The organism is Xanthomonas sp. JAI131, assembly GCF_013410075.1.
GTDB classification, from domain to species: domain Bacteria; phylum Pseudomonadota; class Gammaproteobacteria; order Xanthomonadales; family Xanthomonadaceae; genus Xanthomonas_A; species Xanthomonas_A bonasiae.
Genome location: NZ_JACCCN010000001.1, coordinates 1234275 through 1257179, shown reverse-complemented (window position 1 = coordinate 1257179; position 22905 = coordinate 1234275). Strand labels below are relative to the sequence as shown.

Annotated in this window: 19 protein-coding genes and 1 tRNA gene; 11 read left to right on the top strand and 9 right to left on the bottom strand. The window is 68.8% G+C overall.

Annotated features, from left to right (window positions below):
* Positions 1-78: 78 nt before the first annotated feature.
* Positions 79-1047, bottom strand: a complete 969-nt coding sequence (msrP, locus tag HDC36_RS05175; protein WP_179564992.1) for a protein-methionine-sulfoxide reductase catalytic subunit MsrP — start codon at positions 1045-1047, stop codon at positions 79-81.
* 152 nt (positions 1048-1199) lie between these two features.
* On the opposite strand from msrP, the gene serC reads away from it, so the two are divergent.
* Complete coding sequence (serC, locus tag HDC36_RS05170) at positions 1200-2285, top strand: 3-phosphoserine/phosphohydroxythreonine transaminase (RefSeq protein WP_179564991.1); 1086 nt, start codon at positions 1200-1202, stop codon at positions 2283-2285.
* A 78-nt stretch (positions 2286-2363) separates the two neighbouring features.
* The gene (gene pheA / locus HDC36_RS05165) at positions 2364-3557 is read left to right on the top strand and encodes a prephenate dehydratase (protein WP_179564990.1); all 1194 of its coding nucleotides are present in this window, start codon (positions 2364-2366) and stop codon (positions 3555-3557) included.
* Between the two features lie 74 nt (positions 3558-3631).
* Here the strand turns inward: pheA and HDC36_RS05160 are convergent, their stop codons facing one another.
* Entirely contained in the window at positions 3632-3976 is a 345-nt protein-coding gene (locus HDC36_RS05160; RefSeq protein ID WP_179564989.1) for a hypothetical protein, read from the bottom strand.
* A gap of 78 nt (positions 3977-4054) precedes the next feature.
* Between HDC36_RS05160 and aroA the strand changes: the two genes are divergently transcribed.
* The gene (aroA, locus tag HDC36_RS05155; RefSeq protein WP_179564987.1) at positions 4055-5368 is read left to right on the top strand and encodes a 3-phosphoshikimate 1-carboxyvinyltransferase; all 1314 of its coding nucleotides are present in this window, start codon (positions 4055-4057) and stop codon (positions 5366-5368) included.
* A gap of 79 nt (positions 5369-5447) precedes the next feature.
* Here aroA and HDC36_RS05150 read toward each other — a convergent pair whose 3' ends face one another.
* On the bottom strand, positions 5448-5666 hold the full coding sequence (locus HDC36_RS05150) for a hypothetical protein (RefSeq protein WP_179564985.1): 219 nt from the start codon (positions 5664-5666) through the stop codon (positions 5448-5450).
* 106 nt (positions 5667-5772) lie between these two features.
* Positions 5773-6432, bottom strand: a complete 660-nt coding sequence (locus HDC36_RS05145; protein WP_179564983.1) for an energy transducer TonB — start codon at positions 6430-6432, stop codon at positions 5773-5775.
* Between the two features lie 141 nt (positions 6433-6573).
* Here HDC36_RS05145 and serS point away from each other — a divergent pair, with 141 nt between their 5' ends.
* The 5 genes from serS to HDC36_RS05120 all read left to right on the top strand — a co-directional run bounded on the left by serS (position 6574) and on the right by HDC36_RS05120 (position 11466).
* On the top strand, positions 6574-7854 hold the full coding sequence (gene serS / locus HDC36_RS05140) for a serine--tRNA ligase (RefSeq protein WP_179564981.1): 1281 nt from the start codon (positions 6574-6576) through the stop codon (positions 7852-7854).
* 573 nt (positions 7855-8427) lie between these two features.
* Positions 8428-9414, top strand: a complete 987-nt coding sequence (locus HDC36_RS05135; protein WP_179564979.1) for a LysR family transcriptional regulator — start codon at positions 8428-8430, stop codon at positions 9412-9414.
* A gap of 128 nt (positions 9415-9542) precedes the next feature.
* Positions 9543-9632 (top strand) — tRNA-Ser (locus HDC36_RS05130).
* Between the two features lie 483 nt (positions 9633-10115).
* Positions 10116-10763, top strand: coding sequence for a response regulator (locus HDC36_RS05125; protein WP_145706360.1), 648 nt, complete (start codon positions 10116-10118; stop codon positions 10761-10763).
* Between the two features lie 139 nt (positions 10764-10902).
* Entirely contained in the window at positions 10903-11466 is a 564-nt protein-coding gene (locus HDC36_RS05120; RefSeq protein ID WP_179564977.1) for a putative glycolipid-binding domain-containing protein, read from the top strand.
* 184 nt (positions 11467-11650) lie between these two features.
* Here the strand turns inward: HDC36_RS05120 and HDC36_RS05115 are convergent, their stop codons facing one another.
* On the bottom strand, positions 11651-15241 hold the full coding sequence (locus HDC36_RS05115; protein WP_179564975.1) for an Rne/Rng family ribonuclease: 3591 nt from the start codon (positions 15239-15241) through the stop codon (positions 11651-11653).
* 394 nt (positions 15242-15635) lie between these two features.
* Here HDC36_RS05115 and HDC36_RS05110 point away from each other — a divergent pair, with 394 nt between their 5' ends.
* Positions 15636-16628: an RluA family pseudouridine synthase gene (locus HDC36_RS05110; protein ID WP_179564973.1), complete on the top strand. Its 993-nt coding sequence runs from the start codon at positions 15636-15638 to the stop codon at positions 16626-16628.
* A 47-nt stretch (positions 16629-16675) separates the two neighbouring features.
* On the opposite strand, the gene HDC36_RS05105 is transcribed toward HDC36_RS05110, so the two are convergent.
* The 4 genes from HDC36_RS05105 to HDC36_RS05090 form a co-directional block, all read right to left on the bottom strand.
* Positions 16676-18490 carry a DUF3300 domain-containing protein gene (locus tag HDC36_RS05105; protein ID WP_179564971.1) on the bottom strand — a complete coding sequence of 605 codons (1815 nt, stop codon included), beginning with the start codon at positions 18488-18490 and terminating at the stop codon, positions 16676-16678.
* 130 nt (positions 18491-18620) lie between these two features.
* On the bottom strand, positions 18621-19442 hold the full coding sequence (zupT, locus tag HDC36_RS05100; protein WP_179564969.1) for a zinc transporter ZupT: 822 nt from the start codon (positions 19440-19442) through the stop codon (positions 18621-18623).
* A 127-nt stretch (positions 19443-19569) separates the two neighbouring features.
* Positions 19570-20013 carry an energy transducer TonB gene (locus HDC36_RS05095; RefSeq protein WP_225209664.1) on the bottom strand — a complete coding sequence of 148 codons (444 nt, stop codon included), beginning with the start codon at positions 20011-20013 and terminating at the stop codon, positions 19570-19572.
* 5 nt (positions 20014-20018) lie between these two features.
* Positions 20019-20360, bottom strand: a complete 342-nt coding sequence (locus tag HDC36_RS05090; protein WP_145706369.1) for a 4a-hydroxytetrahydrobiopterin dehydratase — start codon at positions 20358-20360, stop codon at positions 20019-20021.
* Positions 20361-20451: 91 nt separating this feature from the next.
* On the opposite strand from HDC36_RS05090, the gene HDC36_RS05085 reads away from it, so the two are divergent.
* Positions 20452-21048, top strand: a complete 597-nt coding sequence (locus tag HDC36_RS05085; protein WP_003468698.1) for an NfuA family Fe-S biogenesis protein — start codon at positions 20452-20454, stop codon at positions 21046-21048.
* Between the two features lie 16 nt (positions 21049-21064).
* Positions 21065-22765, top strand: coding sequence for a hypothetical protein (locus HDC36_RS05080; RefSeq protein ID WP_179564967.1), 1701 nt, complete (start codon positions 21065-21067; stop codon positions 22763-22765).
* Positions 22766-22905: the final 140 nt, after the last annotated feature.

The window sequence follows — 22905 nt, the reverse complement described above, 5'->3', positions numbered from 1 at the left end:
GGCAGATCGGACGTGAGTTCGATGGCCGCACAGCAGCCACGCGTTCCCAATCCCGAATCCCGAATCCCCAATCCCGGCTCAATACCATTTCTTCAGATCCATCCCCGCGTACATCCCCGCGACCTGCTCGGCATAGCCGTTGAACGGGCGGGTCGGGATGCGTTCGGCGAACAGCTTGCTGGCCTTGCCGGCGATGCGGCGTTCGGTCTTCTGGCTCCAGCGCGGATGGTCCACCGCCGGATTGACGTTGGAGAAGAAGCCGTACTCGGAGGCCTGCAACTCGTGCCAGGCGGTTTCCGGCATGCGTTCGACGAAGCGGATCTCGACGATCGACTTGATGCTCTTGAAGCCGTATTTCCACGGCACCACCAGCCGCAGCGGCGCGCCGTTCTGCTGCGGCAGCGGCTTGCCGTACAGGCCGGTGGCGAGCAGGGTCAGCGGGTTCATCGCCTCGTCGATACGCAGGCCTTCCTTGTACGGCCAGTCGATCGAGCGGTAGCGGATGCCTGGCATCTGCTGCGGATCGGCCAGCGTGGTGAAGGCGACGTACTTGGCCTTGGAGGTCGGTGCGAAGCGCTTGAGCACCGCGGCCAGCGGCACCCCCAGCCACGGGATCACCATCGACCAGCCCTCGACGCAGCGCAGCCGGTAGATGCGCTCCTCCGGGCTGCTGCCCTTGAGCAGGTCGTCCAGCGCCAGGGTGCCGGGCTTTTCGCATTCGCCGGAGACCTTCACCGACCACGGCGCGGTGCGCAGGGTCTTGGCCGCCTTCGACGGATCGGTCTTGTCGGTGCCGAATTCGTAGAAGTTGTTGTAGCTGGTGACGTCCTCGTAGCGGGTCAGTTCTTCGCTGGTGCGAAAGCCGCTGCGCGCCTGCTCCGGGGTCACCACGGTCTTCGGCGGGGCCGGCGGCTCGGCCTCGGCGCAGCCGACCAGGCCCATCGCCGGCGCCAGCGCCAGGGCCTGCAGCAGGCGTCGCCGATCGCGGTAGACCGCCTCGTCGGTGATCTCGCGGCTGGGGATGTTGAGCGCATCGCGCAATGACATGGCTGACTCCTGGAGGGGGCGGGCGACCGTTGGCGGCTTCTTGGCAAAGACTACGCTTGCGCCGGGCCAATGGATGCAAATGCAACCTAAATTGCCCGGGCCGCAAGCTGGTGCGCTGCGGCATACTAGGCGTCTTGTCCGATAGGTGCCCCATGACACGCGCGTTCAATTTCAGTGCCGGCCCCGCTGCATTGCCGGAATCGGTCCTGCGCCAGGCGCAGGCGGAGATGTTGGAGTGGAACGGCGTAGGCGCCTCGATCGTGGAGTTGAGCCACCGCGGCGCCGAGTTCATGGCGGTGGCGGCCGAGGCCGAAGCCGACCTGCGGCGCCTGATCGGCATCTCCGACGACTACGCGGTGCTGTTCCTGTCCGGCGGCGCCACCACCCAGCAGGCGCTGCTGGCGCTGAATTTCGCCGCGCCCGGGCAGACCGTGGACTACGTGGTCACCGGGCACTGGGGCAAGACCGCGATCAAGCAGGTCACCCCGTACGCCAACGTGCACGTCGCCGCCAGCAGCGAGGCCGGCGGCTTCCACGACATCCCGCCGCGCGACAGCTGGCAGCTCAGCGCCGATGCCGCCTACGTGCACATCACCGCCAACGAGACCATCCACGGCGTCGAATTCCGCGACGCGCCTGACGTGGGCGCGGTACCGCTGTTCGCCGACTTCAGTTCCAGCATCGCCGCCGAGCCGATCGACGTGTCCAAGTACGCGGTGATCTACGCCGGCGCGCAGAAGAACCTGGGGCCGGTCGGGGTGGCGGTGGTCATCATCCGCAAGGACCTGTTGCAGCGCAGCGGCCAGCCGCGCGCCGACATCTTCGACTACCGCTCGCACGCCGCGCGCGATTCCATGCTCAACACGCCGCCGACCTGGAACTGGTACCTGGCCGGGCTGGTGTTCAAGTGGATGCTGGCCGAGGGCGGGGTGGAGGAATTCGCGCGCCGCAACCAGGCCAAGTCGGCGCTGGTGTACGCGGCGATCGACGGCTCCGGCGGCTTCTACCGCAACGAAGTGGTGGCCGATGCGCGCTCGCGGATGAACATCCCGTTCTTCCTGCCGGACGAGATCTTGACCGCGCGCTTCGTCGCCGAATCCAAGGCGGCCGGATTGCTGGCGCTGAAAGGACACAAGGCGGTCGGCGGCATCCGCGCCTCGCTGTACAACGCGATGCAGGTGGCCGGCGCGCAGGCGCTGGTCACCTTCATGCGCGACTTCCAGCAACGCAACGGCTGAGCCGTCCCCCTGTAGGAGCGGCTTCAGCCGCGACCGGATGCTTCACAGGCGCTCCGGAACATCGAGGAACCACGATCCATGGCCGCAAAGCCGAACAAATCCCGAACCGCTGACGCCGAATCCAGCAAGCCGACCAGGAAGGCCAAGCCGGACAAGCCGAAATCGACGGCGATCGCCGAGCCCGCCGCGGCGGGCTCGGCGCTGGCCGACGTGCGCGCCAAGATCGACCAGATCGACCGCACCATCCAGGCGCTGATCGCCGAGCGCGCGCAGTTCGCGCACCAGGTCGGCAAGGCCAAGGGCAAGCTCGCCGCAGCGGTGGACTACTACCGTCCCGAGCGCGAGGCGCAGGTGCTGCGCATGGTAGTGGACCGCAACCAGGGGCCGCTCAGCGACGAAGTGCTGGTGCACGTGTTCCGCGAGATCATGTCCGCCTGCCTGGCGCAGCAGGAGCCGCTGAAGATCGGCTATCTCGGTCCGGAAGGCACCTTCAGCCAGCAGGCGGTGCTCAAGCATTTCGGCCGTTCGGCGGTGGGCCTGCCGATGGCGACGATCGAGGAGGTGTTCCAGGAAGTGGAGAGCGGCAACGCCGATTTCGGCGTGGTGCCGGTCGAGAATTCCGGGCAGGGCACGATCCAGGTCACGCTGGACATGTTCCTGACCTCGAACCTGAAGATCTGCGGCGAGACCGAGCTGCGCGTGCACCAGTATCTGCTGTCGCGCACCGGCCGGCTCGATGCGATCGAGCGCATCTATGCGCATCCGCAGTCGTTCGCGCAGACCGCGGGCTGGCTGCGCGCGCACCTGCCGAAGGTGGAGAAGATTCCGGTGTCGAGCAATGCCGAGGGCGCGCGGCGCGCGCGCAATGCGGAGGATGCGGCGGCGATCGGCGGGGAGAGTGCGGCGCATGTGTATGCGCTGAAGAAGGTGATCATGAAGTCGATCGAGGACGACGACGACAACACGACGCGCTTTCTGGTGATCGGCCGGCAGATCTTTCCGCCGTCGGGGCACGATCGGACGTCGGTGCTGGTGTTCATCCACGACAAGCCGGGTGCGCTGTTCGATGTGCTGAGCCCGTTCGCGCGGCATGGGATCAGCATGAACCGGATCGAGTCGCGGCCTTCGCATCAGGCGAAGTGGGAGTATGGGTTCTTCATCGATCTGGCCGGGCATGTGGAGGACGAGTCGATGAAGCAGGCGTTGGCGGAGTTGAAGGCGCATTCGGCGCAGATCAAGGTGTTGGGGTCGTATCCGGTGGCGGTGCCCTGATCTGATGGTTTGCTTACGGGCGGCTTTAGCTGGAAACCAAAGCCAGCGCTAGAAGCCGGAGCTAGAAGCCGGAGCTAGAAGCAAAGGCTTTCGCGCGTTGCGCGACTTACTTTTCTTTGTACGGCCAAAGAAAAGTAAGCAAAAGAAAGGCCGCCCCAGTCGGGTCGCCCCGCGCTGCGCGCGGGGTCCGCGAGCAACCTGGGATTTTTCGATGGCACATCCATGTGCCAGCGAAAAACGTCGCGCATCCTGCGCGCCGCCCCTGCGGGGTTCTTCCCAGGCCGCTCGCCGACCCTCAATGGGGACGCCTGAAAAGCGAAGGGCAACAACAGCAACAACAACAGCAGCAACAGCAGCAACAGCAGCAGCAAAAGCAACAGCAGCAAAAGCAACAGCAGCAAAAGCAACAGCAGCAGCAACAGTGGAATCGGCTGCAACAACAAGATCAACAGCGCGGGGCCCGCTTGCGGGTGACGACGGCAATCTCAGGAACGGTGATGAGCAACGAGCAGTACTGGATCGCGACGAAGGGCTCTGCCTTGCAGGGGACGTTGAATGTGCCGGGCGACAAGTCGGTCTCGCATCGGGCGGTGATGTTCGCGGCGCTGGCCGATGGGGTGTCGCATATCGATGGGTTCCTGGAGGGTGAGGACACGCGGTCGACCGCGGCGATCTTCGCCAGGCTCGGGGTCAGGATCGAGACGCCGTCGCCGTCGCAGCGGATCGTGCATGGTGTCGGCGTCGATGGCTTGCAGGCGCCGCAGGGCGAGCTGGATTGCGGCAATGCCGGGACCGGCATGCGCCTGCTCGCTGGTTTGCTGGCGGCGCAGCCGTTCGACAGCGTGCTGGTCGGCGACGCGTCGCTGTCCAAGCGGCCGATGCGCCGCGTGACCGAGCCGCTGGCGCTGATGGGCGCGCGCATCGACACCGACGCCAACGGCGTGCCGCCGCTGCGTATCCATGGCGGGCAGCCCTTGCACGGCATCGAGTTCGCCTCGCCGGTGGCCAGTGCCCAGGTCAAGTCGGCGGTGCTGTTGGCCGGGCTGTATGCCGACGGCGTCACCTCGGTGCAGGAGGCGCATCCGACCCGCGACTACACCGAGCGCATGCTGTCCGCGTTCGGCGTGGAGATCGCGTTCGAGCCCGGCCAGGCGCGCCTGCGTGGCGGCCAGCGGCTGCGCGCCACCGACATCGCGGTGCCGGCCGATTTCTCTTCGGCGGCGTTCTTCATCGTCGCCGCCAGCATCGTTCCGGGTTCGGACATCACCCTGCGCGCGGTCGGCCTCAATCCGCGCCGCACCGGCCTGCTCGCGGCGCTGCGGCTGATGGGCGCGGACATCGCCGAGCACAATCACAGCGAACACGGCGGCGAGCCGGTGGCCGATCTGCGGGTGCGCTACGCGCCATTGCGCGGAGCGCAGATTCCCGAAGCGGTGGTGCCGGACATGATCGACGAGTTCCCGGCGCTGTTCGCCGCCGCCGCCGCGGCGCATGGCCAGACCGTGGTCACCGGCGCGGCCGAGCTGCGGGTCAAGGAATCCGATCGCCTGGCCGCGATGGCCGCCGGTCTGCGCAGCCTGGGCATCGTCGTCGACGAGACGGCCGACGGCGCCACGATCCATGGCGGCCCGCTGGGTAGCGGGGTGATCGAAAGCCACGGCGACCATCGCATCGCGATGGCGTTCGCGATTGCCGGCCAGCTGGCCGATGGCGAGGTGCGGATCAACGATGTGGCCAATGTGGCGACCTCGTTCCCGGGCTTCGACACGCTGGCGCGCAATGCCGGATTCGGGCTGGTCGCTGCCGGTTGAGGGGGGCCGCGGCCTGCCAGGCGCAGGCCGCGACGTGTGCATCGTTTGCCGGCCGCAAGGCGGTCCGGCGAGCGCGTCGCTACGGAGCGCGTGGAGGATCGTTGGCAGGCGTCGCCGGCGCGGGGACATTGGTAGGCATGTCGTCGCCGCGATCGCGGCTGAGCCACCAGCCGCCGGCCGCCAGCACCAGCGCGACGACAAGGATCCATGCCCAAGGCGAACCCCGGTGGGCATGCGAACGGGCCTTGGTGTCGTTTTCCCGCGTGTACAGCTCCTGAGTATCGTGCGGTCTCGACATGGTCGTGCTCCTGCGTCTTGAGGACGCGACCAGTCTTGCCTCGATCCTGTTCAAGGTGTGTCAGCCACCTGTGAACGCGCAGCGCGCGCCGCAAGTTTCGTTCAGCTTACTGAGCCGGCTTGAAGTCGAACGGAATCTCAAGGCTGCCGGCGACCGCCTGGCCCTTCTGCTGCGCCGGGCGGAAGCGCCAGCGACGCACGGCTTCCATCGCGGCGCGATCCAGTTCGCGCGAGCCGCTGCGCTTGACCAGGGCCACGCCACCGGGGTTGCCGCTCGCGTCCACCTCGACCCGCACCACCACCGTGCCGCTGTCGCCGCGGCGCAAGGCCGCCGACGGATAGCGCGGCGGCGGTTGCCCTTCCAGCGGCACCGGACGATCGCCCGGTGCCAGTGCGGTGGCGTTCGTTCCCGCAGCAGCGCCTTCGGTGCCGCCGGGCACCGGCGCCATCGCATCGGCGGGCGGCGGGGCCGGCGGCGCGGTCTCCACCAGTTTCGGTGCTTCTTCCGCTGCCGGCGGCTTGGCCTGCGGCATGTCGCTGGCGCCGCTGCCGGCGGGCAGGGGTTCGGGCAGCGGCTTGATCTCTGCCGCATCCTGCTGCACCTGCGCCGGCTGCGGCTTGTAGAAGTCGTTGTCCTTGCGCCCGACCAGCCATACCGCCAGGAACAGCAGCAGCCCTGCGCAGAAGGCGATGCCGACGATCACGAGGAGGCGGCGCGGCAGGCGCAGCACGATGCCGGTGTTGGAGGACGGAGGCGACGTGGACATGGGACTCACCGTAGGGAACCGCTGGATTCTGGCATAGCCGCGGTTAATCGGGTGCGCAGCGCGGCGCAGCCTCGCTGTTTCGGCAAAAGCGCGGCCGACAGGCGATAATGCGTGGCTCCGATCCATCCACGTGCCGCGCCCATGCTCGATCCCGTCCTGCTCCGCCAACAGCCCGCCGACCTTGCCGAGCGCCTGCGCACCAGCCGCGGCTATGCGCTGGACGTGGCCGCCCTGGAAGCGCTGGAGGCCGACCGCAAGCGCATCCAGGTGCGTACCCAGGAATTGCAGAGCCTGCGCAACAGCCGTTCCAAGGCGATCGGCCAGGCCAAGGCCAAGGGCGAGGACGTGGCCGCGCTGATGGCCGAAGTCGCCGGATTCGGCGACGAACTGAAGGCCTCCGAACAGCGCCTGGACGAGATCCGCGCGCAGTTGGAGACGCTGGCGCTGGAGATTCCCAACCTGCCGCAGGCCGACGTGCCGGCCGGCAAGGACGAGGCCGACAACGTCGAGGTGCAGCGCTGGGGCACGCCGCGCGCCTTCGATTTCGAGGTCAAGGATCATGTGGAACTGGGCGCGCGCCACGCCTGGCTGGACGGCGAGACCGCGGCCAAGCTGTCGGGCGCGCGTTTCACCGTGCTGCGCGGGCCGATCGCGCGCCTGCACCGCGCGCTGGCGCAGTTCATGCTCGACCTGCATACCGGTCCGCACGCCTACCAGGAAACCAACGTGCCGGTGATCGTCAACGCCGACAGCCTGTACGGCACCGGCCAGCTGCCCAAGTTCGAAGAGGACATGTTCGCCACCCAGCTCGGCGAGCAGAAGCGCTACCTGATCTCCACCTCGGAGATCTCGCTGACCAACCTGGTCCGCGACGAGATCGTCGAGGCCGAGCGCCTGCCGCTGCGCATGACCGCGCACTCGCTGTGCTTCCGCTCCGAGGCCGGCAGCGGCGGCCGCGACACCCGCGGCATGATCCGCCAGCACCAGTTCGAGAAGGTGGAACTGGTCAGCATCTGCCGTCCCGAGGACAGCGCTGCCGAGCACGAGCGCATGACCCGCTGCGCCGAAGTGGTGCTGGAAACGCTGGGGCTGCCGTACCGCAAGGTGCTGCTGTGCACCGGCGACATGGGCTTCTCGGCGACCAAGACCTACGACCTGGAAGTGTGGCTGCCGTCGCAGCAGACCTACCGCGAGATCTCCTCGTGTTCCAACTGCGGCGATTTCCAGGCGCGGCGCATGCAGGCGCGCTGGCGCAATCCCGCCACCGGCAAGCCGGAACTGCTGCACACGCTCAACGGCTCCGGCACCGCGGTCGGCCGCGCGATGATCGCGGTGATGGAGAACTACCAGAACGCCGACGGCTCGATCGACGTACCCGACGCGCTGCGTCCGTACATGGGCGGTATCGACCGCATCGGTTGAGCTTCAGGCCCCTGCGCACGCGGCGCGGCGGCCGGTCGTGCGGCAGTCTCCGGCGGTAAGTGCGGGAGCGAGGTCAGCCGCGACGGGCATTGCCGGGAACGCCTGTCGCGACTGACCTCGCTCCCACCGTCGTTGCCGGTTGACGAAAGCCGCTCCGGCGTGGCGTCCTGTGCCTTGCCGCTGTGCGGATGCGGTGGCTGCGCATTCGCCCGCCCCCAGGCAAGAGTTCCATCCGACCTGGCATCCCTGGCACGTCGCTCGTCTGCGTTAGGGTCAGGCGCATTCGATCGCATCGGCGCACCGGCAACCAAGACGCCGGTGTTGCTGCATGCTTGAATGGCTGCGAACGACCCAGCAGCCACGTGCCGATGCAAGGCTCAGGGCTGGGGCAGGGCGTTCACGTCATCACTCTGCCGCGAACCGGGAGCCGCTGCGGCGTTGCTGCCGGACGGGCCGCCGCGACGCGCTCGGGGATGCGTCATGCCAGGCAGGCCCGATTGCACAGCCCGGATCGTTGTGGGAGTAGAATGAATCCAACGCGATTTCATCCATCGTTCTAAATATCGAAAGAACATGCACGATCTCAACGACCTGTACTACTTTGCGATGGTGGTCGATCACGGCGGTTTCGCCGCCGCCGAGCGCGCCCTGGGCATTCCCAAGTCGCGCCTGAGCCGCCGCATCAGCCAGCTGGAAACCGATCTGGGCGTGCGCCTGCTGCAGCGCTCCACGCGCCGCTTCGCGGTCACCGACTTGGGCATGAGCGTGCATCGCCACGCGCAGACGATGCTGGCCGAGGCGCAGGCCGCGCGCGAGGTGGTGGATCGGCTCAGCGCCGAGCCGCGCGGCCTGGTGCGGGTCAGCGTGCCGGTGTCGCTGGCGCAGATGCAGCTGCCCAAGCTGCTGCCGATGTTCCTCGACCAGTACCCGAAAGTGCGCCTGCAGTTGAACATCAGCAACCGCCGCGTGGACATCATCAACGAGGGCTACGACGTCGCGCTGCGGGTGCGCTCGCGCCTGGACGACGACGGCAGCCTGGTGATGCGCAGCTTCGGCCAGGTGCAGGAACTGCTGGTCGCCAGCCCCAAGTATCTCGACCGCGCCGGGCGTCCCAAGGATCCGGAAGAGCTGGCCTCGCACGTGACCTTGAGCATCAGCGAGGACGAGGCGCGGCAACGCTGGGAACTGCACGGACCGGCCGGCGAAGTGCGCCGCGTCGACCTGCAGCCGCGCGTGGCCGGCTTCGATTTCCCGTTGCTGCAGTCGATGGTCAAGGACGGCTTCGGCATCACCTTGCTGCCCGAAACGGTCTGCGCCGACGCGGTGCGCAACGGCGAACTGGAAGTGGTACTGCCGGAATGGTCGCTGCCGCAGGGCATCTGTCACGCCGTGTTCGCCTCGCGCCGCGGCCTGTTGCCGGCGGTACGCGTGTTCATCGACTTCCTCGCCGAGCACCTGCCACGCCAGATCGAGGCCTCGCGCCTGGACTGCAGCGGCTGCCCGGAGCGGATCAAGGTCAAGCATTCGACCCTGGGCGCGATGGCGGTCGAAGCCGGCTGAGCAAAACCGGCGCGGCCGTGCGAAAATGCGCGGCCGCAGCGCCACGCCAACGCTGTGAGCCGTTCTAATCAGTTGCAAGCGCATGCCAGGCAATCTGGCATGCAGCGTGAAGTGGTGTAGTCGCAATCGGAGAGATGGCCGAGCGGTTTAAGGCACCGGTCTTGAAAACCGGCGAAGGGTCAAACCTTCCGTGGGTTCGAATCCCACTCTCTCCGCCAGTCGGTTCGACCCTGTTTCTTCGACAAGCGCCGAGCGCGCCCTTCGCGCGTGCGATTGCGCTGGTTGCATGCGCCATGCGCGCCTGACATGTGGTCGTTGTGGAGCGTCAGAAAATTCCGCTTCGGTACGGCGTACAACTGTTGCATCGAAACTCGGATTTCGGGTCGAGCGAGGTCAGGAAAATCTGACCCGATATCAGGCTTTGCCCTGATAACGTTGTCGCTGGCCAGCCGCGATACTGCGCCTGCCTGACGCAGGTACCGCCGCGCTTTCCTAGAGGAGCGAACAGGCTGGTCACTCGCCCTGCGTGCCGAGCCTTGAGTAAGCTCGGTGTGGTGTTTTTTCAGCATGATGACAGTGCGGCGTGGCTAGCTGAGCAGGCTGTGAAGTCTGGATGATTTTGTCTACAAATTGTAGTTGCCCTGAACAATTCACGCCGCTAGTCTGACTATGCGGCGTTCGCTGCGTTGGGGTTATACGAGATGGCCATTAGAGTTTTTTTGGTCGACGATCACGCTCTTGTCCGTACCGGCATGAAGCTGATCCTTTCGAATCAGACCGATATCGAGATCGTCGGTGAGGCCGAGAGCGGCGAGGCCGCGATGCCGCAGATCCGCCAGCTCAAGCCGGACATCGTGCTCTGCGATCTGCACATGCCTGGCGTCAGCGGGCTCGAGGTCACCGAGCGCATCGTCAAGGGCGATCACGGCACCAAGGTCATCATCGTGTCGGTGCTGGAGGACGGCCCGCTGCCCAAGCGCCTGCTCGAGGCCGGAGCGTCCGGCTATGTGGGCAAGGCCGGCGACGCGCAGGAGCTGCTGCGCGCGGTGCGTGACGTGGCGATGGGCAAGCGCTATCTCGGTGCCAACATCGCACAGAACCTGGCACTGGCCAATCTGGAAGGCGGCGGTTCGCCGTTCGATGCGCTGTCTCCGCGCGAACTGGAAGTCGCGCTGCTGCTGACCCGCGGACTGCGCCAGGAAGACATTGCCAAGCGTTTGAGTCTCAGCGCCAAGACGGTCAACACGCACAAGGCGCGGCTGTTCGAGAAGGTCGGCATCCACGACAACATCGCGCTGGCGCGGCTGGCGACGCAGTACGGTCTGCTGGATCCGGCGCATCCGCTGTAGCGCACCGGATTTTCCTTGCGCAAAGGAAAGCGACCTGACGGGTCGCTTTTTTTGTGTCCGTCGTGTGCATGCGGTGCCGTCGGACGTCGCCAGTTTGCAGGGTTTGCTTCGGGTGTCCGCCCCCGGCATCATCCGCGGCATGCAAACCGTTGCCTCCATCCTGTGGCGCAGGCTCGACGCACCGGGCCATGACGCTTGCCGGCTGCAGCGCAACGCCAGCGCATGGCAGCTCGACGGCGCCGCCGTGTTCCGCCTCGAACATGGCCGCATCGGCCAGTTGCAGTACCGCGTGCAATGCGATCTGCACTGGCATACGCAATGGGGCACCGTGCGCGGCTGGCTCGGCGGCGGGACGGTCGACCTCGCGATCGCGCGCGATGCGCGTGGCCACTGGACGCTCAACGGCCGGCCGGTGGCCGACGTGTCGCACTGCATCGACCTCGACCTCGGCTTCACGCCGGCCACCAACCTGCTGCAACTGCGCCGGCTCCGCCTGGCAGTGGGCGAGGGCGCCGACGCCCCGGCGGCCTGGGTCGACCTCGACGGCGGCGGCACGCTCAGCGAGCTCATGCAGCACTACGCGCGCACCGCCGACGATGCCTACGCCTACCAAGCGAAGCGCTTCGGTTATTCGGCGACGCTGTATGCGACCGGCGAGGGCTTCGTGCGCGACTATCCGGGGCTCTGGACCGCAGAGGCCTGAGCGGTCGCTCCAACGGCGAGCGTCTCCCGCCATCGGTTCCCGATTCCGTGTTCGGTCCGCTCCGATCGCGTGCGCCCAAGCTGCGCACGTCCTTGATGTGGTGCGCGAATAGAGATGGATCCACGCCCAGACAAAAAAAGCGGCCCGAAGGCCGCTTTTTTCTGCTGCGAAGAACGGCGCCGGATCAGCTGGCGCGTTCCTTGTGCTCCTTGTCGTCGTCGCTTTCGCCTTCGCCGGACTTGCTGGCATGCGGCTGGTGCTGAGCGACGCTGACCGGTGCGTCCGCCGGAGCGGCGGGCGCATCGAACAGGCCGTTGCCAGCCGCAGCGGCAGGTGCCGGGTCGGCATCGCCGACGTGGCGGCTTTCGGCGCTGTCTGACACCGGAGCGGCAGCGACCGGCGCGTGCACCGGCGTCGGTGCGACCGCGGCGGCCGGTTGCTCTTCATGGAAGACGTCCAGCAGGGTGGTCTGCACCGGCACGTAGGCCGGCTTGCTGGGCGCTTCTTCCTCGGCGAGCGGTTGCTGCGCCGTCGTGGCGTCCTGTTGCGGCTTGCTGCCCGTCGTGGATGCCGTGACCGCCTGTTCGACCGGCGCAGCCGACGCTGCAACAGTTTCCATTCCGGCGTCGTGCTTGGTCGTGGCAACCGGGGCGGGCTGCTCGACAATCGGCGTCGGCGTCGGCTGCAGTGCGTCCTCGATGGTTTCCGGAGACGCCGTTGCGGAAGCGGCCGACTCGGTGACGATCGACGGAGCAGGCTCCGCGGCAGTCGCTGCCTCGGAACGCGCCGCTGGCGCCTCGGCGACGACGGACGGCAGCGGTGCCGCCGCTACCGGCGCCACCGTTTCCGCCTGTGCGGTACCGACCGATGCTGCGTCGACCGATGCCGTCACGGCAACGGAAGGCGTGGTTGCGATCGCTGCGGCTGCGGCCACCGGCGCGGCCTGCACCTGCACGGTGCGGTCCTCGGTCTGCGGCGCTGCGGTTGCGGCGACCGGTGCGGTCTGCTGCGCGGGGGCGGTATCGCCCTCGGCCTGCGGCTCCACGCTTGCAGCAACGACCGGCGCCGGGGCGTTAGCGGCCTGCTCGTGACGCGGCGGCCGCGGCTCGCGCTTCTCCCGCGGCGCACGCGGCGCTTGCTGCGGCTTGGCCTCGGCGGCCTCGGCGGGCGCTGCGTCGTCGTCGAAGTCGAACTCCGGCTGGCTGCGGCTCGGCGCCGGCGCGGTTTCGCCGTCGCCGTCGCTGTCGCCGGCATCCAGGTCGTTGTCGTCGAACGCTGCACCCTCGCTGCCGCTGCCGGCTTCGCCATTGCCGCGACGACGGCGACGGCCGCCACGACGGCCGCGACGGCGGCGACCACCGGCCTCGCCATTGGCGTCGTCGGCTTCGCCGTTCTCGCCGACCGGTACGGCCTGCGCGGTTTCCGCAACGCTCTCGCGCTCGTCGACGCCTGCCGGTGCCGGGTTCGGCTGTGCCGTCACCGGAGTCGAAGCCGTGGTGTTGGCCTCGCTGGCTGGCGCATCGCCGCTCAGCGCGACGGCGCCGCCGGCCACGGCAGCGGCCGCGATCGTGGTGGCGTCCTGCGTTGCGGCGGCAGGTGCGGTAACGGGCTTGGCCGCGACTTCATCCTGGCGCGGCTGACGCTGCGGCTTGTCGCCCTGCAGGGCGGCCTGCGCCGGATCCTGCTGCGGCTTGGGCTGGCGCGGCGGGTTCTGCGGCTGCTGCTGCTTCGGCGCCTTCGGCTGCTGCGGGTTCTGTTGCTGCGGCTTGGCCTGCTGCGGCGCCTGCTCGTTGCGCGGCGGCTTGGGCGCAAGGTTCTGCTGGCCGCCCTGCGGGTTGCCGCCGCCGTTGCCTGGACGACGCTCGTCGCGGCGCACGTTGCCGCCGTTGCCGCGGGCGGCATTGCCGCCCTGGCCGCCGTTGCGGTTGCCGCCGTCGCGACGCGCGTTGCGGTCGCCGCGGTCGTTGCGGTTGCGGTTGCCGTCATGGGCACGCTGGCGTTGTGCCGGCTCGCTCGCGGCCGGGGCCGGCGCCGGGCTTTCGCCGGCACCGAAGATCCGCTTCAGCCAGCCAACCACGCCGGTGGCCGGCGCCGCGACCGGGGCGGGCGCCGGCGCCTGGACCTGCACGGGCGCGGCGACCGGTTCCGGTGCCTCGACCACTTCGCGCACCGGGGCCGGCTGCGAGTGCTTCACATTGGTCACCGCCGGCGCCGGAATGTTCAGCTGCGCCTTGGTCAGCGCATGCACCGGCAGCTTGCGCGGGGTGTTGCGCTGGTAGCTGGGCTTGGCGCTTTCCTCGCCGAGCTCGTTCTCGCGCAGGCGGGTCACTTCGTAGTGCGGGGTGTGCAGCTGCTCGTCGGCGACGATGACGATCGGCGCGTCGTGGCGCTTTTCGATCTCGCTGAGCGCGCGGCGCTTCTCGTTGAGCAGGTAGTTGGCGATCTCCACCGGGGCCTGCACCAGCACTTGTCCGGTGTTCTCCTTCATCGCATGCTCTTCGGCGACGCGGATGATCGACAGCGACATCGACTCGACGCTGCGCATGCGGCCATGGCCGTCGCAGCGCGGGCACACGATCTGGCTGGACTCGCCCAGCGACGGACGCAGGCGCTGGCGGCTCATTTCGAGCAGGCCGAAGCGCGAAATGCGCCCGATCTGCACCCGCGCGCGGTCGTACTTGAGCGCGTTCTGCAGGCGATTCTCGACCTCGCGCTGGTGCTTGTTGGAGGCCATGTCGATGAAGTCGATGACCACCAGGCCGCCGAGGTCGCGCAGGCGCAGCTGGCGCGCCACCTCTTCGGCGGCCTCCAGGTTGGTCTGGAACGCGGTGTCCTCGATGTCGCTGCCCTTGGTCGCGCGCGAGGAGTTGACGTCCACCGCGGTCAGCGCTTCGGTCTGGTCGACCACGATCGAGCCGCCGGACGGCAGGCGCACGCTGCGCTCGTAGGCCGCCTCGATCTGCGACTCGATCTGGAAGCGGTTGAACAGCGGGATGTCGTCGGTGTAGTGCTTGAGCTTGCGCAGGCTCTGCGGCATCACCTGCTGCATGAACTCCTGGGCATCGCCGTACATCTCGGGGGTATCGACCAGGATCTCGCCGATATCGGCGCGCAGGTAGTCGCGCAGGGCGCGGATGATCAGCCGCGATTCCTGGTAGATCAGGAACGGCGCCGGCTTGGCCAGCGCGGCCTCGGCGATCGACTTCCACACCTGCAGCAGGTAGTCCAGGTCCCACTGCAGCTCTTCGGCATCGCGGCCGACGCCGGCGGTGCGGATGATCACGCCCATGTCGTCGGGGATGTTCAGCTTGTCCAGCGCTTCCTTCAGCGCGGCGCGGTCCTCGCCCTCGATCCGGCGCGAGACGCCGCCGGCGCTGGGCGAGTTCGGCATCAGCACCATGTAGCGCCCGGCCAGCGAGATGAACGTGGTCAGCGCGGCGCCCTTGTTGCCGCGTTCTTCCTTGTCCACCTGGACCACGACCTCCTGGCCCTCGCGCAGCAGTTCGCGGATCGTCGCCTTGTTGTGGTCGACGCCGGCCTGGAAGTAGTCGCGGGAGATTTCCTTCAGCGGCAGGAAGCCGTGGCGCTCGCCGCCGTATTCGACGAAGGCGGCTTCGAGCGAGGGTTCGAGCCGCGTGATCCGGCCCTTGTAGATGTTGGACTTCTTCTGTTCCTTGGACGGCTGCTCGATGTCGATGTCGTACAGGGTCTGGCCGTCCACGATGGCCACACGCAGTTCTTCCGCCTGCGTGGCGTTGATCAGCATTCGCTTCATTGTTGCGTTCCTCGCGCTGCTACCGCGCGGAACGCCATGGGGTTTCGCTTCTGGTCACGCTTCGCCGCCCATCGCGCAGGCGCGGGGAGGGCGGCTTGGGTTTCCAGCGCTACGACACCACGGCGAGCCGCGGGAGCGCTTCTTTCTTTTAGGTGGTTCAGGACCGGCGGCGACTCCAGCCAGGCTGGGCGCCGCACGGGGCATGTTCAGCGCGGACGCTTGTGGCATCCGGCGATGGCCGGGTAGGCCGGTGAGCCGCTAACATGGCCGCCCCGGGGGCGGTGGTCGCGCACTGTGCCGGAATCGTCGCAAGCCGGGCTTCTGGCCCTGAGCTAACTTCCAACGAAATCAAACCCTTATCTCGCCCCCCGAGTGTAACAGAATAAACTGCCTGATGACTTCTTCCCCGATCCCTCCCAAGCCGCGCGACGTCGCGACCAGCGCGGTGCGCATTCTCAAGGTCCCGGAAGACAGGGCTGGACAGCGTGTAGACAATTTCCTGCTCGGCCAGCTCAAGGGCGCCCCGCGCAGCCTGATCTACAAGCTGATGCGCAGCGGCCAGGTCCGGGTCAACGGCGGCCGCACCAAGGCCGAGCGCAAGCTGGAGGCGGGCGACGAGGTGCGCATCCCGCCGGTAAAGCTGCACGAGGAGGGCGAGAAGACCGCGCCGCCGGACGCGTTCATGGCCCGGCTGGAGGCGGCGATCGTCTATGAGGACGCCCGCTTGCTGGCGCTGAACAAGCCGTCCGGGGTCGCCAGCCATGGCGGCAGCGGGATCAGCTTCGGCGCGATCGAGACCTTGCGCGCCCTGCGCCCGAACCAGACCCTGGAACTGGTGCACCGGCTCGACCGCGACACCTCCGGGCTGCTGATCGTGGCCAAGAAGCGCTCGGCGCTGACCGAGATGCAGGCGCTGATGCGCGAGGACGACCGGGTCGAGGGCCGCGGCATCAGCAAGCGCTACCTGACCCTGCTGGTCGGGCGCATGCCCGACGGGGTGATGAGCGTGGATGCGCCGCTGCACATCGGCCTGCGCCAGGGCGGCGAGCGCCATGTGCAGGTTAACGCGGCCGGCAAGGAGTCGCTGAGCCATTTCCGGGTGCTGGAGCGGCGCGGCGGGCATTCCTATTGCGAGGTGCGGATCGAGACCGGCCGCACCCACCAGATCCGCGTGCATGCCCAGCACCTGGGGCATGCGGTCGCCGGCGACGACAAGTACGGCGATCCGGCGGTCAACAAGCGCCTGCGCGAGCAGATCGGGCTCAAGCGCCTGTTCCTGCATGCCGCGTCGCTGGAATTCACTCTCGACGGCGGCAAGACCCCGTATCTGCTGAATGCGCCGCTGGCCGACGAACTGGCCGAGGCGCTGAGCCGCCTGGGCGGCTGAGCCAGGCGCGGACGGGCGGCGGTGTGTACGCCGCCCGCCGGTGCCGTCTATCCGTTGTGCTTTTCGTGGTCGTGCTCGTGGTGCGGCTCGGAATGCGCTTGTGGCGGACGCGAAGCGGGGCGCGGCTCGGTCGCGTGCATCGGCTGCGGCCGCGGCGATGCGACCCGCGCCATGCGCTGCTCCTGCATCGGCGGCCGCTGCTGTTCCTGTCGCGACATGGCCTGAACGCGCTCAGGGAACTCGCGCATCGGTGCCTCCCGGTGCGCGGGTGCCGGCTGCTGCGCATTGAACGCGGCGAACTGGTGCGGCGCCTGCCGTGCCGGCTCGGGCTGGGCGAATCGGGCCTGCTGCGCACGCGGATCCTCGTGGTGCGGTGCCGGCATCGACATTGCCCGCGGCTGTGCGGCATGCGACATCTGCATGTTCCCCATCGGCATCGGCGCGTTGGCGCGCGGCGCCTGCGGCATGTCGCGGCGCGGCGCTGCGGCAGCGTTGGCCATCGGCATGGCATGGCGGGAATCGGCCGCGGACATCGGCATCGGCGCGTGCGGCGGTTGCGCAAAGGGCGACTGCGTACGCGCATCGCGTGCGGCACTCATTGCGTTTGCGTTCGGGCCGTTCAGCCCGGGCAGCGGCGACCGCTGCGCCGCATTCGCCACGACCGGACGACCCGGCTGCAGCATCCGTTCGTTGAAATGCGGTGTGGACAGCTGTGCATAGTCGACTGGGTGGCGCGCCGCCACCGGTGCGAACTGCGGCGCGGGGCCGCGCGGGTTCTGGGCCAGATGCGGCGCCAACGCGGCCGCGGCGGCCGCCGCAGGCATCGCCGCCAGCGCGGCCCGCTGCGGGAAGCTGCGGTTGTCGTTGTGCACGAAGCTGCGCGCGTCGATCCGGTTGTTGCTGATGTTATTGGTGATGTTGTTGTTGATGATGGTGGTACGCGGCGCGTACACGCGGTTCTGGTAGACCACGTAGTGCGGTGCCGAGGGCGGGGCATTCCAGTTCATGCCCCAGCTGTTCCAGCCCCAGCGGTGCCAGGCCGGTTCCGGTTCCAGCCAGCCCAGCGGGCCGTGGTGGTGGTGTTCCAGCGCGTCGCCGACCAGCACGCCGACGCCGAAGGAGATGATGCCGGCGGTCACCAGATCGCCTTCGCTGTAGTACCGCGGACGGTAGCGGTACTCACGGTACACGTCGACCGGGGCGCCGTAGACCACGTCCGGATCGTAGCGCGGCACATAGACGACATCCGGCTGCGCCGGTTCGATGACGATGGTCTGCCGCGGCGGCGGGATCCGCTCGTCTTCGTAAGCCGGTTCCACCACGGTGCGTTGCACCACCTGCACCCGTTGTTGCGGCGTGCTGCGCAGATGGCCCTGCGCCTGCGCCCGCCCGCGCATGACCTGGATCGCGTCCAGCACCTCGTTGGGGTCGTGCGCATAGGCATCGCCGAGCGCGCGGGTCCAGTCGCCGTTGCTGGCCAACTGCTCGACCACGTCGGGAAAGGCGATCAGCGCCTTGACGCTGGGATCCCATGGCTGCGCTGCCGCCGCCTGCAGACGGTCCGCCGCGGCCAGGCCGCTGTTGCTATGCAGCCAGCCCTGGGCATCGCCGACCTGGTCCGGATACACCGAGGCGGCCAGGGTCTGCGCGAGCAGCTTGTCGGGAAACAGCGCGATCGGCGCGACCAGCTTGTACAACTGATCGGCGCTGGGCGGCACGTAGGGCGCGGGCGCGGCGACGGTTGCCGCGGCCGGTGCCGGTGCAGGCGTCGGTTGCTGTTGGCACGCACTCAGCGCCAGCACGCTCACCGCGGTGACCAGCGCCAGCGTCAACTTCGTTGATGGCAGGGAGCGGATATCCATGCTGCACCTTTTCGACGTGGTGTTCGGAAGTTGCGCGCAGGATGCTCTGTGTTGCATGTCTGCAAGCTTTCTGCGAAGCGCTGCAACACGGGCGCGCCAGCGTTCGTTCAGCCGGGCCGCCGCTGCCGGCTCAGGGCGTGGTGGACAGGCGGAACAGCACCAGGCTCAGCGCCAGCGTGGCCATGCCGGTGACCAGTCCGTATACGGTTTCGTGGCCCTTTGCGTAGCGCTTGGCCGCCGGCAGCAATTCGTCCAGGGCCAGGAACACCATCACCCCGGCGATGACCCCGAACACCGAGCCGAAGATCGCCTCGGACAGGAATCGCGACAGCGCCACGTAGCCGATGATCGCGCCGATCGGCTCGGCCAGGCCCGACAGCAGGCTGGCGGCGAAGGCATAGGATTTGCGCCCGGTGGCGTAGTGCACCGGCACCGCAATGGCGATGCCTTCGGGGATGTTGTGCACGGCGATCGCGAACGCCAGCGGCATGCCCACGGTCGGGCTTTCAAGGGTGGCGAAGAAGGTCGCCAGGCCTTCCGGAAAGTTGTGCGCGGTGATCGCCACGGCGGTCAGCAGGCCGACGCGCTTGACGTAGGCGCGGTTGTCGGCGCGGAACAGCGGGTCCTGGGCATTGAGGCTTTCGTGCGGATTGGGCACCAGCCGGTCGATCACCACGATCAGCGCCATGCCGGCCAGGAACGCCAGCGTGGCATAGGCGTAGCCCAGCCGCGGATCGAACGCGTGGCTGAAGGAGGCGACCGACTTGCCGAGGATCTCGGTCAGCGACACGTACACCATCGCGCCGCCGGCGAAGGCCAGGCCGAAGGCGAGCAGGCGCGGATTGGGGCCTTTGGTGAACAGCACCAGCACACTGCCCAGGCCAGTGGCCAGGCCGGCGGCCAGGGTCACCGCCAAGGCGATCCATACGTTGTGCGACGGAATATCCAGCATGCGCCAGGCGGCTCCTGTGTCGAGAGGGGGATGGAGACAGGGATGAAAGCGGGCGCGAGGCTGGCGGAATGTGAAGGGGGCGCACCGCCAAGGCCGGCGGCGCGCGCAAGCGGCCCGCGGGCCGCGTTCAGCTGGAGTGGTGCGCCTGCGCGTCGAGCGCGAAGCAGCGGTCCGGCCGCGGTTGCGGCGGATTGAAGTTGACCGGCACCTGGATCGTGCGCGGCACCGCCTTGCCGTCGCGCGTGGCGGGCTTGAAGATCCACTCGCGCACGCGCTGCTGCGCCGACGCGTCGAGTTTGGGCTGGCCGCTGCTGCTGACCAGCTGCACGTCGGTGGGCTTGCCCTGCACGCCGACCACCACGCTCAGTACTGCCTTGCCGCCGAGCCCGGCGCAGGCCAGTTCGATCGGGTAGTCCGGCGGCGGGGTCTGCACCGCGGCGACTTCGGTCGGCGCGGCGGCCACGCTCTGGGTCTGCGATTGCCCGGACTTGCCGCAGCCGCCGAGCAGCAGGACGGCAGCGAGCGGCAGGCAGGAGGCGGCGAGGATGGAACGGCGGGATGCGGCAGGCATGGGGATCATTCCGGTAGGGCCGAGGCTTTGGCGGCGCAGATGAAGTCGTTTTCGCTGAGGCCGCCGACGTCGTGGGTGGAATAGCGCACCACCACGCGGTCGTAGTGCACGCCCAGGTCGGGGTGGTGGTCTTCGCGGTGCGCGATCCAGGCCAGCGCGTTCACGAACGCCAGGGTGCGGTAGTAGTCGGGGAAGCGGAACGTGCGGCTGATCGCCATGCCGTTCTCGACCAGCTCCCAGCCGGGCACCTGCGGCAGCAATTCGGCCAGGCGCGCCTGGGTGAGCTTGTATTCGCTGCCCTTGCAGGGCGAGCAATGGGCCTGTGCGAGCGGGATCAGGTCGTTCATTGTTGGAGCCTCCGCGGCAGGCTGGCTGAACGCGCCGCCGATGGGAAAAGTTCGCGATGAGCCGGTCGCGTGGAAGCGTTAGAATAACCGCATGATCCAGATCTCCGACAACGCGCAGACCCATTTCCGCAAACTGCTCGAACGCGAGGCCGTGCCCGGCATGGGCGTGCGCCTGAGCGCGGTCGATCCCGGCACCGCACGCGCCGACGCGCGGCTGGAGTTCGCCGAGCCGGCGGACCTGGCCGGCGACGAATGGGCGATCGACTGCGCCGGCTTCACCCTGTATGTGGCCGCCGACAGCGTCGGCTGGCTGGACGGCGCCGAGATCGACTACGTCACCCAGGGCACCGGCCAGCAGCTGACGATCAAGGCGCCGAAGATCAAGGGCGAGGCGCCGGGCGAGGCCGCTTCGCTGGTCGAGCGGGTGCGCTGGGTGGTCGAGAACGAGGTCAATCCGCAGCTGGCCCAGCACGGCGGCCGCGTGGCGGTGCAGGAAGTGTCGGCCGAGGGCGTGGTGCTGCTGCGCTTCGGCGGCGGCTGCCACGGCTGCGGCATGGCCGACGTGACCCTGAAGCAGGGCATCGAGAAGACGCTGATGGGACGCGTGCCGGGCATCACCGCCGTGCGCGACGCCACCGACCACGACAGCGGCAGCGCCCCGTACATCCCGCGCGATTCCGCGGCCTGATTCCTCCGCTACGCCGGTGACGCGCGCCGCCGACATCCTCGCCGCGCTGTTGGCGCGCTCGCCGCGCAAGCTGCTGCGCGATCGCCGCACCGGCCTGCCGTACGGCTGGGCGCACTGGATCTCCTCGCAGCCGGTCAAGCCGCGTCCGTTCGTCTCCTCCGAGTTGATCGCGGCGTTGCCGCAACCGGCGCCGGCACCGACCTCGCGCCTGCCCGCATTGAGTCCATGGCAGGCATTCCGCCGCCTGTGGTGGCAGGACTGGGACCCGGCCCCGTACGACCAGCGCTGGTGGCGGCGGATCGCGGCGCTGGTCAGCCTGGCCTTGCATCTGCTGTTCGCGCTGTTCCTGCTGTGGGTCGCCTTCGTGCGCCTGTTGCCGCCGCGCCCGGAGGCGAGCGAGGCCGGGCGCGTGCAGGTGGAATTCGTCGGCCGCGGCACGCCGGCCGAGACCGGTGGCGGCGCGGACGCGCAAGACCCGGCGGCCGCTGCCGCCGCGCAAGCCGCAGCGGCGAGTGCGCAGCGGGCCGCGGCGACGACGGCCGTCACCCAGCCCAAGACCGCAGCCGCGGCGCCGGCCGCCTCCGCCACGCCAGCGGCGAGCACCGCGCAGGCGGCGCCCAGTCCACCGCCGCCGCCGCCGGATCAGCCGCTGCAGGTCACCGAGACTGCGCAGCCGAGCAGCGATTTCGTGCTGCCGCCGCCCAGCGTGCGCGAACCGACGCTGACCCTGCGCGAGATCGCGCCGCCGAGCGTGCAGGTGCCGGAGCGCGAAGTCGAAGTGGTCACCGAGATGCCGGCGGTGGCGCAGATCCGTCCGCGCGAAGTGCCGGTGCCGCGCCCGTCGGAACCCCAGTTGCAGGTACGCGAGCGCGAAGTGCCCGAGCCGCTGCCGCAGGTCCAGGTGCAGATGCCGCAGATCCGCGCGCGCGATCCCGCACCGACGCTGCGCACGCCGGAGGCGCCGCAGGTGCGGCAGATCGAACTGCCGACGCCTGCAACGGCGGCGACGCCGACGCCGCCAGCGGCGGTGCAGCCCGAGGTGCCGGCAAGCGCATCGGCAACTGGCGCGGCCTCGGCGCAGGCGGCGGCCCAGACCAGCGCCGCGGCGCAAGGCAAGGCCGAGTCGCGAACGCCAGCTGGCAGCGGTGCCGCGCCGCCCGGCAGCCAGGCGGCCGCGCCGGGCAGCGGTCCGGCGGCGGTCGCGCACGACGGCGGCTGGGCGACGCCGCAACGCGGCGACGACTGGGGCGCTTCGGCGCGCAACCGCGCCGGCGACGCCGGAGCCGGCGCCAGCCAGCGCAATGGCATGTTCAACGGCGATGGCAGCGTGCGCGTGCCTGGCGGCGAAGGGCAGGGCAAGGCGCCGCCGCGCGGCGCGCCCGGCAGCGAGACTGACAGTTGGTCGCGCGACCAGATCGCCAATGCCGGGCAGTGGCTCAAGCGTCCGCCGTACGACTACAAGCCGACCTCGTTCGACAAGTATTGGTTGCCGAACGCGACGCTGCTGGAAGAGTGGGTGCGGCGCGGCATCAAGACCGTCAACATCCCGATTCCCGGCACCACCAGCAGCATTTCCTGCGTGGTCTCGATCCTGCAGCTGGGCGGCGGCTGCGGCATCACCGATCCGAACCTCAACGACCAACCCGCCGGCGCGCGGCCGCCGCCGGCGGTGCCGTTCAAGCCGGGCCTGCAGGAAGACAACGGCAGCGTGAAGTAGGCGCCGGGAGTTCGCGCATCTGCGCTGTGGCGTCCAGCCAGCCGTGATTGCCCGGCACGCATGCGACAGCGATTCGCCAACATGCAGACGCCTGCCTCCTGCATTCTGCAGGCGCGGCCATCTTGCTGATGCGGCCATCC